Origin of the sequence: Streptomyces shaanxiensis, from assembly GCF_039537145.1 — a bacterium.
GTDB lineage: Bacteria > Actinomycetota > Actinomycetes > Streptomycetales > Streptomycetaceae > Streptomyces > Streptomyces shaanxiensis.
Genome location: NZ_BAAAZY010000012.1, coordinates 890,479 through 904,101, shown reverse-complemented (window position 1 = coordinate 904,101; position 13,623 = coordinate 890,479). Strand labels below are relative to the sequence as shown.

The window sequence follows — 13,623 nt, the reverse complement described above, 5'->3', positions numbered from 1 at the left end:
CACCCGGTGCGTACCGCGAATCCCCGAACCATCGTCATCTGGACCCTGGTCGCGCTGGTCGGTGCCGCCGGCTGGACCGTGCTCGCGCTGTCCCGCGGTGAGGAGGTCTCCGCCGCCTGGATGGTCGCGGCCGCCCTCGGCACGTACGCGATCGCCTACCGCTTCTACGCCAAGTTCATCGCGTACAAGGTCCTGAAGGTCGACAAGACCAGGGCCACCCCGGCCGAACGCCTCAACAACGGCATCGACTTCCACCCCACCGACCGCCGCGTCCTGCTCGGCCACCACTTCGCGGCGATCGCCGGCGCCGGACCACTGGTGGGGCCCGTGCTCGCCGCGCAGATGGGCTACCTTCCCGGCACGATCTGGATCATCGCCGGTGTCATCTTCGCGGGCGCGGTCCAGGACATGGTGGTGCTGTTCTTCTCCACCCGCCGCAACGGTCGCTCGCTCGGCCAGATGGCGCGCGAGGAGATCGGGCCGTTCGGCGGCGCGGCCGCGCTGCTGGCCACCTTCGTCATCATGATCATCCTGCTCGGCGTGCTGGCCCTGGTGATCGTCAACGCCCTCGCGCAGTCCCCCTGGGGCACCTTCTCCATCGCGATGACGATCCCGATCGCCCTGCTGATGGGCTTCTACCTGCGGGTGCTGCGCCCCGGCCGGGTCGCCGAGGTCTCGCTGATCGGCGTGGCGCTGCTGCTGCTCGCCCTGGTCGCGGGCCGCTGGGTCGCCGAGTCGTCGTGGGCCGACACCTTCACCCTCGCGCCCTCGACGCTGGTCGTCTGGATGGTGGCGTACGGCTTCATCGCGTCGATCCTGCCGGTCTGGATGCTGCTGGCGCCGCGCGACTACCTCTCGACGTTCATGAAGATCGGCACGATCTTCCTGCTCGCCCTCGGCGTGGTCGTCGCATTGCCGACGCTGAAGATGGACGCAGTGACGGACTTCGCCTCGCGCGGCGACGGCCCGGTCTTCGCGGGGTCCCTGTTCCCCTTCGTCTTCATCACCATCGCCTGCGGCGCCCTGTCCGGCTTCCACGCGCTCATCTCGTCCGGTACGACGCCGAAGATGATCCAGAAGGAGACGCAGGTCCGGATGATCGGCTACGGCTCCATGCTGATGGAGTCGTCGGTCGCGGTGATGGCTCTGGTGGCGGCGAGCATCATCGACCCGGGCCTGTACTTCGCGATGAACGCGCCCGCCGGGGTCATCGGCGACACGGTGCAGAACGCCTCGCAGGTGGTGGGGAGTTGGGGCTACCAGATCTCCCCGGAGGCGCTCGCGCGCGCTGCGGAGAACGTCGAGGAGGCGTCCCTGCTCTCCCGGACCGGCGGTGCGCCCACCCTCGCGATCGGCGTCTCGGAGATCTTCTCGCAGGTCACCGGGGACGGCCTGCGCGCCTTCTGGTACCACTTCGCGATCATGTTCGAGGCGCTGTTCATCCTGACCGCGCTGGACGCCGGCACGCGCGTGGGCCGGTTCATGCTGCAGGACATGCTGGGCAACGTCCACCGGCCCTTCAAGAACGTCAGCTGGAAGCCCGGCCTGGTCATCACCAGCGCGATCGTGTGCGGCCTGTGGGGGTACTTCCTGTGGGTCGGCGTCCACGAGCCCCTCGGCGGCATCAACCAGCTGTTCCCGATCTTCGGCATCTCGAACCAGCTGCTCGCTGCCGTCGCCCTCGCCGTCTGCACGACCCTGCTGGTGAAGTCGGGGCGCCTCAAGTGGGCCTGGATCACCGGGGTTCCGCTCGTGTGGGACGCCACGGTGACGCTCACCGCGAGCTACCAGAAGGTGTTCTCCAGCGATCCGAAGGTCGGCTTCTTCAAGCAGCGTCAGGTCTTCCAGGACGCCATCGACCGCGGCGAGGTCCTGCCGCCCGCCAAGAGCATGGACGACATGCACACCGTGGTCACCAACTCCACGGTGGACGGCGTCCTCACGGCGGTGCTCGCGCTCCTGATCGTCGTCGTGATCGTCGACGCCACCCGCGTCTGCGTCCGGCACGTCCGCCGCCCGGCCCTGTCCACGCTCAGCGAGGCACCGTACGTCGAGTCGAAGATCACCGCTCCGGCCGGGCTGTTCCCGACCAAGGAGGAGAAGGAGGAGGAGCGCCGTGCGGTCGCTTCGGTGGGCAGTCAGTCTTCGGCGGGTGCTCCGTAGCGTGCGCTGGTACGTGCGTGAGCTGACCGACGAGTCGGCGTACGACCGTTATGTCGCCCACGTACGGCATGGGCATCCGGACGCCGAGGTGCCCTCCCGGCGCGACTTCGAGCGGATGCGGACGGACCGTCAGGAGGCGGACCCGCGCCAGGGGTTCCGCTGCTGCTGAGCCGCGCGCCCGCACACCGTTGCCGCACACACCAATCCTCCACATCCGATATGCGGACAGGGGCTTCCGCTGTCGATGCACCGTCACCTACATTGCCTGCGCGTTTCTCAGGTGATCAGCGAGGGGACGGAGCCGTCAGATGTCAGATGCGCCAGAAGTGAACAGAGGGCAGGTGGTGACGCCCGTGCGCGTCGTCATCGCGCTCTGTCTCGTCGCGCCCTTCGTGGCGATGCTGTGGGTCGGTTCGTACGCCAAGACCGATCCGGCGTTCGCCGGCATCCCGTTCTTCTACTGGTACCAGATGCTGTGGGTCCTGCTCTCCACGCTGCTGACGATGGTCGCGTACAAGCTGTGGCAGCGTGACCAGCGCGCCCGCGCCGCTCGGAAGGGCGGTGCGTCGGAATGAAGGACGGCGTGAACGGCGTCGCACTCGGCGTCTTCATCTTCTTCTTCCTGGCCGTCACGGTCATGGGCTTCCTGGCCGCGCGCTGGCGCAAGGCCGAGAACGAGCACAGCCTCGACGAATGGGGCCTGGGCGGCCGGTCGTTCGGCACCTGGGTCACCTGGTTCCTGCTCGGCGGCGACCTGTACACGGCGTACACCTTCGTGGCGGTCCCGGCGGCGATCTACGCGGCGGGCGCCGCGGGCTTCTTCGCGGTGCCGTACACCATCCTCGTGTACCCGCTGATCTTCACGTTCCTGCCGCGCCTGTGGTCGGTGTCGCACAAGCACGGCTACGTGACGACGTCGGACTTCGTACGCGGCCGCTGGGGCTCCAAGGGTCTGTCGCTGGCCGTGGCCCTCACCGGCATCCTGGCGACGATGCCGTACATCGCGCTCCAACTCGTCGGCATCCAGGCCGTGCTGGACGTGATGGGCGTCGGCGGCGGCGAGAACACGAACTGGTTCATCAAGGACCTGCCGCTGCTCATCGCCTTCGGTGTGCTGGCGGCGTACACGTACTCCTCGGGTCTGCGCGCTCCCGCGCTGATCGCGTTCGTGAAGGACACGCTGATCTACATCGTCATCGCGGTGGCGATCATCTACATCCCGATCAAGCTCGGCGGCTTCGACGAGATCTTCGCCAGGGCGGGCGAGGCGTACAACCAGACCAACCCGGCCACGGGCGCGCCGCGCGGTGCGCTCGTCCCGGCCGAGGCGGGGCAGTGGACGTACGCCACGCTGGCGCTGGGCTCCGCGCTCGCGCTCTTCATGTACCCGCACTCGATCACCGCGACGCTCTCCTCGAAGAGCCGTGAGGTGATCCGCCGCAACACCACGATCCTGCCGCTGTACTCCCTGATGCTCGGCCTGCTGGCCCTGCTGGGCTTCATGGCGATCGCGGCCGGCATCAAGGTGCAGAACGGTCAGCTGGCGATCCCGCAGCTGTTCGAGACGATGTTCCCGGACTGGTTCGCGGGCGTCGCCTTCGCGGCGATCGGCATCGGCGCTCTGGTGCCGGCGGCGATCATGTCGATCGCGGCGGCGAACCTCTTCACCCGCAACATCTACAAGGACTTCATCAAGCCGGACGCGACGCCCGCGCAGGAGACCAAGGTCTCCAAGCTCGTGTCCCTGCTGGTGAAGGTGGGCGCCCTGGTCTTCGTCCTGACCATGGACAAGACGGTCGCGATCAACTTCCAGCTCCTCGGCGGCATCTGGATCCTGCAGACCTTCCCGGCCCTGGTCGGCGGCCTGTTCACGCGCTGGTTCCACCGCTGGGCCCTGCTGGCCGGCTGGGCGGTCGGCATGCTCTACGGCACGATCGCCGCGTACGGTGTCGCCTCCCCGACGCAGAAGCACTTCGGCGGCTCGGCGAAGGAGATCCCGGGCATCGGGGAGATCGGCTACATCGGCCTGACGGCGTTCGTGCTGAACGTGGTGGTCACCGTGGTTCTGACCTTCGTCCTGAAGGCCGTGAAGGCCCCGGAGGGCGTCGACGAGACGAAGCCGGAGGACTACACGGCGGACGCGGGCGACCCCGGAGTAAAGGTGGAACTTCCGGTGGCGAAGCACTAGTTCACCTGCTCGGAGGCCGGGCGTACCGCGGCAGCACTAGCTGCGCGTACGCCCGGCCATTTGCTGCCAGAAGCCGTCGAGTTCCGTCACCCGCATGCTGACCCAGTGCGGTGTCTTCCTGCGCAGGCCCCTGGGCAGGTGGCGCCGCACGCGTCCCGGCAGCAGGGCCTGCTGCTGGCGGCAGAACGGCTCCCGGATCTCTCCCCTGGGCACACAGCCCCGGGGCGGGTACGGGCAGAGCTGGAACTTGCAGTCGGGCAGACAGGTCGAGCCGGGTGTGGGCGGGTCCGACATCCCGGCCCGCAGACCGGGCCGCAGCGGGCCGCGGTCGCTGCGGATGCACGGTGGGAGCGGCATTCCCGGCTGCTCCACGCGGGCCATCCGCTCCTCGACCTCGTCCGGATGTCCGTCCCGGTCGATGAGGTTCAGCATCACCAGCACGTCGGCGACCAGGCGCTGGGCGCGCGCGTCGAGGGTGCTCCATCCGACCGAGGGCGGAATCCACAGGTTGTGCTTGCGGTACGCCTCGGAGTTGCCGGTGCGCGCGCCGATGTTGTCGGCGACGCCCTTCTCGTCGATCCAGAGGAACCGCTCAGGCTGCCCGGTCTCCAGCGCGAGGGCCACCAGGTCTCCCGCCTCGGCGACGAACGGATGCAGGAGCCGCCGGGGCGCGTCACCGTTCCCCCCGGAAGGCCCGGGCGCCCGGTTCACCGTGCCGGCCATCGACAGCCACCGCTGCACGGTCTGTATGGCGCTCGTCCCGCCCATCGCCCGGGACGGCTCACGCGTGCCGTCGCTGCCGTCCTTGCCGGACCTCGCGTGCGCGCCCCGCTCGTGGGCGCCCACGGTGTCCGGGAGCTCCCACAGGCACAGCGCCTGGAGCAGGATGAGCTGCGCGTACCAGCACCGGGACTGCTGCAGCACGGTCTCCGCCTGCCGGATCAGGTCGGCGCGGCCGGCCGGGTAGACGTCCGGGTGCCGTTTGCGACGGTTGGCCGCGTACTTGAAGCCCTGGGCGAGCGCGGCCTCCAGGGCGAGCGGCAGGTCGGGGGCGCCGTCGGTGGCGTTCGGGTCGAGGTGGCGCAGCCACTTGGTGAGGCGTTCCCGGACCTCGTCTCGGTGCGCCTCGTCGACCGAGCCCAGCAGCATGGGGATCATCCAGGCACGCATCACGAACTCCCGGAAGAGGTCGACCCGTTTGCGGCGGTAGTCCTGGTTGAGTCGGCGCCGGTCCTGCTGCAGTCGGCCGATGCGCGCGGACCTGGCCCGTGAGGGCGCGCCGGCGGCCCTCGCCCTGGACATGCGCTCGGCCCATCGCTCGTACTCCTGCCGCTTCCAGGCCTTCAGTTCGGCGAGTCTGTCGTTGTACTCCTTCACGGGGTCGCTGTTCAGCCCGACCCGCCCGCGGATCACGGCGAACGCCGCGTTGCCGCCGGTGCCGAACTCCTGGGCCGCGGCCAGGCGTATGGAGTAGGAGGGTTCCTTGATGCCGATCTCGACGAGGTCCTCGTAGAGCGGAGTGGTGTCGATCCTGGCGGAGACGCTCCGCAGTGCGGCTCCCAGTTGCCTGAGCAGCCTCAGCTTGGCGTCGTCGAGGGTGCGCCGGTCCCCCTTGAAACCGGTCCACCTCTTGCGGACTTCGCCGACGATGTCGTCGAGCAGCCTGGGGACCTCCTCCACGCTCTCGATCTCCACGGCCGCCGTGTAGAGATCGAGGGCCTTGGAGTCGTCGGTGCGGCGGCGCGCGGCCGTGCAGAGCCGGCGGGCGAGGCTGTGTCCGCCCACGGGCGACCGGCGGAGCAACTCCTCGATCTCCGACTTCGCCTCGGCCCGGACACCGTCCCGCGGGGCCCTGAGCGCCCCCGTCCGCCGACGTGACAACAGCACCAGGGCCATGAGGAGTTCGCGGCTGGGGCCGGGGGGCTGCAGTGCCTGCTCGACGAGTTCTCCGGCGCCCCGCTCGCCCAGGTGGTTCAGGACGCGGTAGCCGAAGTAGGCCTGGATGATGCTGTGCGGGAAACGGACCCTGCGTTCGAAGCCCTCCACCAGCCCGAGCTTGTCCGCGTTGCGCGCGATCCGGGCGAGGGCGGCACGGCACTGGTCCATGTTGCCCCGTCGCAGCCTCCTGCGCTCCTCCGGGCCGAGCCGCCGGCAGAGCACGTCCCAGATCTGCTGCCGGTGCCACTCGGAGAAGACGTTGCCCCGCCTGCCGTACCGGTCGAAGCCGCGTCCGCTGGACCACAGGTGCTCGGCCCGGGCCTGCGCGCGCCGCACCGGACCGGGGTGGACGTCCGTGTCGAGCAGCTCCCCGAAGCCGACCTCCAGACGGTCCTGGAGCAGTCCTACGCAGGCCAGCGCGGAGACCACTTCGAGGGTGTCGCGGCGCTCCTGCCGGGACAGGGTGACATCCTCGCGCAGCCGGCCCTCGCACAGCGCCTCGTCCCAGGTCTGCAGCAGCCAGAGCCGCAGTGTGCCGCGGTCACGGCTGCGGGTGTTCATGTGCTGCGGGTCGTCGTCCGGCCGATCGTGCTCCAGGGCTCCGTGGCGGTGCAGTTCACGGGCTATCTGCAGGTAGACGGGTGACTCGGTGACCTCGGCCGTCTCCACGATCCAGTCCACGCGGCGCTCGTCCGTCTCCGGGACCCGCGCCTGGACGAAGCGCAGGGCTTCCTCCTCGCTGAGCGGTTCCAACTCCACGATCGCGGCCGGAGTGCTCTCCAGCGGGCTGTGCGGCCGGGAGGCGATGACGAGGGGGAGTTTCTCGGCGTGGGCCCGCTCGATGGCCCGCCGGATGATGTTGTCCCGGTTCTGCTGGAGGCCGTCGCCGAGGAGGGCCTCCTCCAGCCCGTCGGCGATGACGACCGGCTTGTCGTCGGCGAGCAGTTGCTGCCAGACCCGGTCGGTCTTGCTGCGCGCGAGGATGCCCCGGGGCGCCTCCTCGGCGAAGCGCTGCCTGGCCATGCGCTCGAAGTTCAGGTCGCCGGTCGCGTCCCGCAACCGGATCGGCACGGGCACGGCGTTCTGCTCGGCCAGCAGTTCGGTGAGCCGTACCAGGACGGCGGTCTTGCCCACGCCGACGCCGCCGACCAGCAGATAGGGCCGGCGTGTGTCGCGCTCCCGCAGCCGTTCGGCGATGACCTGGGCGATCTCCTCCCGGCCCACGATCTCGGCGGTGTCCGGGCCGGCGGTGAGCACCAGCCGGTGGGGGTCGTCCCGCGCCTTCGCGAGATAGCGCCGCTTGGTCCACCGGTACCACCAGAACAGAAAGAGGGTGGCGGCGATCGACGCGCCGAGCACCGGGCCGACGAAGCGCATGACGGCGTCGAACCCCTCGCTGTCCTGCCGCCATTTCTCGAAGCGGGTCGTGTTACTCGTGATCACGATGTACAGGCCCTGCACGGCCCAGGCGAGCAGGGCGAGCGCGGCCACGATCCAGACGGCCCGGGTGACGTTGGTGTAGGAGATCCAGCGGCGCCATTTCCTGGGGCGGGTGGTGCCGCGGCGGGCCTCCAGACGGATCGTCAGCCGGTGCCAGTGGCCCACGAACCCCCGCCTGGCCCAGCTGCCCGCCCGCCTCGGAGCCAGTGTCGCCATCGGCGCGTTGCGCGGCCGCTCCTTGCCGGGCGGGTGACGGACGACCCTCGTCATCGGACGACCCTCGTCATCGTGCGTCTCCTTCCGAGAAGGCTCTCGAAACGGAGGGACCGCGGGCGCCGACACCTACCTCCATGGAAGCACTCCCGGAACTCCCCGCAACCCGGCGGCCCTCGGCGAAAACCCCAGGCCGCCGCCGTACCGGTCCGGCAGACTCGGCCGCATGGACATCGTGATCCGGCAGGCGAGACCCGCCGAGTACGAGGCACTCGGCGAGATCACCGCCCAGGCCTACCTCCAGGACGGCCTCCTCGACTTCGGCGAGCACGACGAGTACCTCGGCGTACTGAAGGACGTGGCAAGGCGGGCGGCCGCCGCCGAGGTACTGGTGGCCACCGACGGCGACAAGCTCCTGGGCGGCGTCACCTTCGTCCCGTCCGGCGGCCCCATGGCCGACATAGCCCGCTCCGGCGAGGCCGAGATCCGGATGCTCGCCGTCGATCACACGGCGCGGGGACGCGGAGCCGGCGAGGCCCTCGTACGCGCCTGCGTCGAACGCGCACGGGCCACGGAGGGCTGCGTACGCATCGTCCTGTCCTCCCAGCGCACCATGCACGGCGCCCACCGCATCTACGAACGTCTGGGCTTCGTCCGCACACCGGATCGGGACTGGAATCCGATCCCGCACCTCACCGACATCACTCTTCTCACCTATGAGTTGACGCTCTGAAACCAGCGCGACACAACATCTGGGGGTGGCGTGGCGGGTGAGCACAAGATGTATGCTCGTCCTCGCTGTCGCCGCAGGGGAATCCGGTGCGAATCCGGAACTGTCCCGCAACGGTGTACTTGTGCATGTCTGCTCCCGGGACGCGGTTCCCGGGACACGGCGCGCACAGGAGTCAGTCCGAGGACCTGCCGACAGCGCGCCCGGCCACCCGGCCGGTGCGCTCTGACGTCCGGGCCTCGTGGAGTGGGTCGGTGGACGCGACGCCGCGTGCGCTCGTGTGCTGCCCCCTGCCCTCCGCAAGGCCCCCGTGCCGAGCGAGGGAGAGCCCCCACGTGACCATCGCGCCAGCAGATCCGGCCTCAGCCGTCCCGACCGTCGCCATCGACGAGGACGCCCCGGGAACCGCCTTGCTGCGGACCCTGACCGAGCTGACCGCCGACCTCCCCGACGCCGACGCCGGCCGGGTCGCCGCCGCCGCGCTGCGCGGCCGGTCCGCCCGCGCCGACGAGGCGGAGCTGCGCGAGCTGGCCACCGAGGCGGCGGCCGGCCTCATCTCCGAGGACCCCGCCTACAGCAGGCTGGCCGCCCGGTTGCTGACCATCTCCATCGCCGCCGAGGCCGCCTCGCAGGGCGTCACGTCCTTCACCGAGTCGGTCGCGGTCGGGCACCGCGAGGGCCTCGTCGCCGACCGGACCGCCGAGTTCGCGCGGATCCACGCGGCCCGCCTCGACGCCCTGATCGACACCGGCGCCGACGACCGCTTCGGCTACTTCGGCCTGCGCACCCTGCACAGCCGGTACCTGCTCCGGCACCCGATCACCCGCAAGGTCATCGAGACGCCCCAGCACTTCATGCTGCGCGTCGCCGCCGGTCTCGCCGAGGACGACACCGTCCGCTCCGTCGATGAAGTCGCCGCGCTCTACGGGCTCATGAGCCGCCTCGACTACCTCCCCTCCTCCCCCACCCTCTTCAACTCCGGCACCCGGCACCCCCAGATGTCGTCCTGCTACCTCCTCGACTCCCCGCTCGACGAGCTGGACTCCATCTACGACCGCTACCACCAGGTCGCCCGCCTCTCGAAGCACGCCGGCGGCATCGGCATCGCGTACTCCCGCGTCCGCAGCCGCGGTTCGCTGATCCGCGGCACCAACGGCCACTCCAACGGCATCGTCCCGTTCCTGAAGACGCTCGACGCCTCCGTCGCCGCCGTGAACCAGGGCGGCCGGCGCAAGGGTGCCGCCGCGGTCTACCTGGAGACCTGGCACTCCGACATCGAGGAGTTCCTGGAGCTGCGCGACAACACCGGTGAGGACGCCCGGCGTACGCACAACCTGAACCTCGCGCACTGGATCCCGGACGAGTTCATGCGCCGGGTCAACGCCGACCAGCCGTGGTCGCTGTTCTCGCCGTCGGACGTGCCCGAGCTGGTCGACCTGTGGGGCGAGGAGTTCGACGCGGCCTACCGCAAGGCGGAGGCGGCCGGGCTCGCCAAGAAGACCATCCCCGCCCGTGACCTGTACGGCCGCATGATGCGTACCCTCGCGCAGACCGGCAACGGCTGGATGACCTTCAAGGACGCCGCCAACCGCACCGCCAACCAGACGGCGCTGCCCGGCCATGTCGTCCACTCCTCCAACCTCTGCACGGAGATCCTGGAGGTCACGGACGACGGGGAGACGGCGGTCTGCAACCTGGGGTCGGTCAACCTCGGATCCTTCGTGAACACGATGACCGGCGACATCGACTGGGAGCGGCTCGACGCCACGGTCCGCACGGCCGTCACGTTCCTCGACCGGGTCGTCGACATCAACTTCTACCCGACCGAGCAGGCGGGCCGGTCGAACGCGAAGTGGCGGCCGGTGGGCCTGGGCGCGATGGGCCTGCAGGACGTCTTCTTCAAACTGCGGCTGCCCTTCGACTCGCCGGAGGCCAAGGCGCTCTCCACCCGTATCGCCGAGCGCATCATGCTCGCCGCGTACGAGGCCTCCGCCGACCTCGCCGAGCGCAACGGCCCGCTCCCGGCCTGGGAGAAGACCCGTACGGCCAAGGGTGTCCTGCACCCCGACCACTACGGTGTCGAGCTGACCTGGCCGGAGCGCTGGGCCGCGCTGCGCAGCCGTATCGCCACGACCGGCATGCGCAACTCCCTGCTGCTCGCGATCGCGCCCACCGCCACCATCGCCTCGATCGCCGGCGTCTACGAGTGCATCGAGCCGCAGGTCTCCAACCTGTTCAAGCGCGAGACGCTGTCCGGCGAGTTCCTCCAGGTCAACTCCTACCTGGTGCAGGAGTTGAAGGACCTGGGCGTCTGGGACGCCCGCACCCGCGAGGCGCTGCGCGAGTCGAACGGCTCGGTGCAGGACTTCGCCTGGATCCCGGCGGACGTACGGGCCCTGTACCGCACGGCGTGGGAGATCCCCCAGCGCGGCCTGATCGACATGGCGGCGGCGCGGACCCCGTTCCTCGACCAGTCCCAGTCCCTGAACCTCTTCCTGGAGACGCCGACCATCGGCAAGCTCTCCTCGATGTACGCGTACGCCTGGAAGTCGGGCCTGAAGACGACGTACTACCTGCGCTCACGCCCGGCGACCCGCATCGCCCGCGCCGCCCAGGGCCAGGCGCAGCCCGAGAAGACCATCCCCGTCCAGCAGGTCGCCGAGCCCGACGCCGTCGCCTGCTCCCTGGAAAACCCCGAGTCCTGCGAGGCCTGCCAGTAATGACCACCCGTAACGCCAATCTCCTCGACCCGGGCTTCGAGCTGACCCTGCGCCCCATGCGCTACCCGGACTTCTACGAGCGCTACCGGGACGCGATCAAGAACACCTGGACCGTCGAGGAGGTCGACCTCCACTCGGACGTCGCCGACCTGGCGAAGCTGTCCGAGGGCGAGCAGCACATGATCGGCCGGCTGGTCGCGTTCTTCGCGACGGGCGACTCGATCGTGGCGAACAACCTGGTGCTGACGCTGTACAAGCACATCAACTCCCCCGAGGCGCGGCTGTATCTGAGCCGGCAGCTCTTCGAGGAGGCCGTGCACGTCCAGTTCTACCTGACGCTGCTCGACACCTATCTGCCCGACCCGGAGGACAGGGCGGCGGCCTTCGACGCCGTCGAGAACATCCCCTCCATCCGGGAGAAGGCCGAGTTCTGCTTCAAGTGGATCAACGAAGTCGAGAAGCTGGAGCGCCTGGAGACCAAGGCCGACCGGCGTCGCTTCCTGCTCAACCTGATCTGCTTCGCGGCGTGCATCGAGGGCCTGTTCTTCTACGGCGCCTTCGCGTACGTCTACTGGTTCCGCAGCCGGGGCCTGCTGCACGGCCTGGCCACCGGCACCAACTGGGTGTTCCGCGACGAGACGATGCACATGAGCTTCGCCTTCGACGTCGTCGACACCGTCCGCAAGGAGGAGCCGGAGCTCTTCGACGACGAACTCCAGCAGCAGGTCACCGACATGCTGCGGGAGGCCGTCGAGGCCGAGCTCCAGTTCGGGCGCGACCTGTGCGGTGACGGCCTCCCCGGCATGAACACCGAGTCGATGCGGCAGTACCTGGAGTGCGTCGCCGATCAGCGTCTGACGCGGCTCGGCTTCGCTCCGGTGTACGGCTCCGAGAACCCCTTCTCCTTCATGGAGCTGCAGGGCGTTCAGGAGCTGACCAACTTCTTCGAGCGGCGTCCGTCGGCGTACCAGGTGGCGGTGGAGGGCACCGTCGACCTGGACGAGGACTTCTGAGCCTCGCTCCGGTCGCGTTCCTGGGCCTCCCTGATCTGACGGTCGATGCGCCGGTCGCGCGCCGCGCCGATCAGTGACGGGAGGACCAGGAGCACGAACATCCCGAGGACGGCGATCATCGCGAGCAGTGTCTGTGTCTGTTCCGTAGTCATGACACCACTGTCACGCCGGACACTCCTTACGAACAGTGGCAGGACTGCCGCACACCCTCGATTTACTGCCACATCCGAGGCACACTGGCAGCATGCTCAAAAACGTCGCCGCCGTCCTCCTCGACGGTGTGCACCCCTTTGAACTGGGCGTCGTCTGCGAGGTGTTCGGCATCGACCGCAGCGACGAGGACCTGCCCACGTACGACTTCGCCGTCGTCTCGGCGGAAGGGCCGACGCTGGGCACCCATGTCGGCGGGCTCTGCGTCTCCACGCCGTACGGCCTGGAGCGGCTGGAGGAGGCCGACCTGATCGCCGTGCCGGCGGGGAGCGACTACGTCACCCGGGAGTATCCGGCCGAGCTGCTGGACGCCCTGGTCAGGGCCGTCGAGCGGGGCGCCCGGGTGCTCAGCGTGTGCTCCGGCGTCTTCGTGCTGGGCGCGGCCGGGCTCCTCGACGGGCGGCGGTGCAGTGTGCACTGGCGGCAGGCCGAGGAGCTGGCCCTGAGGAATCCGAGGGCCGTCATCGAGCCGGACGTCCTCTACGTCGACGAGGGGCCGGTGATCACCAGCGCCGGCACCGCCGCCGGCATCGACGCCTGCCTCCACATCGTGCGGCAGGAGCAGGGTCCCGAGGTGGCCAACAGAATCGCCCGGCGCATGGTCGTGCCGCCGCACCGGGACGGCGGGCAGGCCCAGTACATCGAGCGCCCGCTGCCCCGCTCCCAGTGCGACACGGTCGGCGAGGTGCTGGCCTGGATGGAGCGGCACCTCGACGAGGAGGTCACCGTCGAGCAGCTCGCCGAGCGCGCGCTCATGTCCCCGCGCACCTTCGCCCGCCGCTTCCAGCAGGAGACCGGCACGACCCCCTACCGCTGGATCCTGCGCCAACGGGTGCTGCTGGCACAGGAGTTGCTGGAGGCGACGGACGAGACGGTGGACGCGATCGCCGGTCGAACGGGGTTCGGCACGGCGGCGGCACTGCGCCACCAGTTCGTACGGGCCCTGGGGACGACCCCGAACGCGTACCGGAGGACGTTCCAGGGACCGAACGCGGCGTAGGCCCTCCT

The 13,623-nt window shown here is 69.6% G+C and carries 10 protein-coding genes and 1 riboswitch; of the genes, 8 read left to right on the top strand and 2 right to left on the bottom strand.

Annotated elements, in window-relative coordinates; all coding sequences use genetic code 11:
- Positions 1-6: 6 nt before the first annotated feature.
- From ABD932_RS27095 to mctP, 4 genes are all read left to right on the top strand, one after another.
- Positions 7-2,163 carry a carbon starvation CstA family protein gene (locus ABD932_RS27095; protein WP_345016158.1) on the top strand — a complete coding sequence of 719 codons (2,157 nt, stop codon included), beginning with the start codon at positions 7-9 and terminating at the stop codon, positions 2,161-2,163.
- Complete coding sequence (locus ABD932_RS27090) at positions 2,153-2,332, top strand: YbdD/YjiX family protein (protein ID WP_345016156.1); 180 nt, start codon at positions 2,153-2,155, stop codon at positions 2,330-2,332. Before ABD932_RS27095 ends, ABD932_RS27090 begins: the two co-directional genes overlap by 11 nt.
- Positions 2,333-2,471: 139 nt before the next feature.
- Positions 2,472-2,738 (top strand): DUF3311 domain-containing protein, encoded by a 267-nt coding sequence (locus ABD932_RS27085; protein ID WP_345016154.1) that lies wholly within the window; start codon positions 2,472-2,474, stop codon positions 2,736-2,738.
- Positions 2,735-4,351: a monocarboxylate uptake permease MctP gene (gene mctP / locus ABD932_RS27080; protein ID WP_345016152.1), complete on the top strand. Its 1,617-nt coding sequence runs from the start codon at positions 2,735-2,737 to the stop codon at positions 4,349-4,351. The genes ABD932_RS27085 and mctP overlap by 4 nt, the downstream gene beginning before the upstream one ends.
- 36 nt (positions 4,352-4,387) lie before the next feature.
- Here mctP and ABD932_RS27075 read toward each other — a convergent pair whose 3' ends face one another.
- Entirely contained in the window at positions 4,388-7,999 is a 3,612-nt protein-coding gene (locus ABD932_RS27075; protein WP_345016150.1) for an NACHT domain-containing protein, read from the bottom strand.
- Between the two features lie 169 nt (positions 8,000-8,168).
- Between ABD932_RS27075 and ABD932_RS27070 the strand changes: the two genes are divergently transcribed.
- From ABD932_RS27070 to ABD932_RS27060, 3 genes are all read left to right on the top strand, one after another.
- A complete protein-coding gene (locus ABD932_RS27070) occupies positions 8,169-8,675 on the top strand; it encodes a GNAT family N-acetyltransferase (protein ID WP_345016148.1) in 507 nt (168 codons plus the stop codon).
- A gap of 52 nt (positions 8,676-8,727) precedes the next feature.
- Positions 8,728-8,882: riboswitch (cobalamin riboswitch) on the top strand.
- 125 nt (positions 8,883-9,007) lie between these two features.
- Positions 9,008-11,392, top strand: a complete 2,385-nt coding sequence (locus tag ABD932_RS27065) for a ribonucleoside-diphosphate reductase subunit alpha (protein WP_345016146.1) — start codon at positions 9,008-9,010, stop codon at positions 11,390-11,392.
- Positions 11,392-12,405, top strand: coding sequence for a ribonucleotide-diphosphate reductase subunit beta (locus tag ABD932_RS27060; protein WP_345016144.1), 1,014 nt, complete (start codon positions 11,392-11,394; stop codon positions 12,403-12,405). The genes ABD932_RS27065 and ABD932_RS27060 overlap by 1 nt, the downstream gene beginning before the upstream one ends.
- Here ABD932_RS27060 and ABD932_RS27055 read toward each other — a convergent pair.
- A complete protein-coding gene (locus ABD932_RS27055) occupies positions 12,318-12,557 on the bottom strand; it encodes a hypothetical protein (protein WP_345016142.1) in 240 nt (79 codons plus the stop codon). The genes ABD932_RS27060 and ABD932_RS27055 overlap by 88 nt on opposite strands.
- A 92-nt stretch (positions 12,558-12,649) precedes the next feature.
- Here ABD932_RS27055 and ABD932_RS27050 point away from each other — a divergent pair, with 92 nt between their 5' ends.
- Positions 12,650-13,615 carry a helix-turn-helix domain-containing protein gene (locus ABD932_RS27050; protein WP_345016140.1) on the top strand — a complete coding sequence of 322 codons (966 nt, stop codon included), beginning with the start codon at positions 12,650-12,652 and terminating at the stop codon, positions 13,613-13,615.
- Positions 13,616-13,623: the final 8 nt, after the last annotated feature.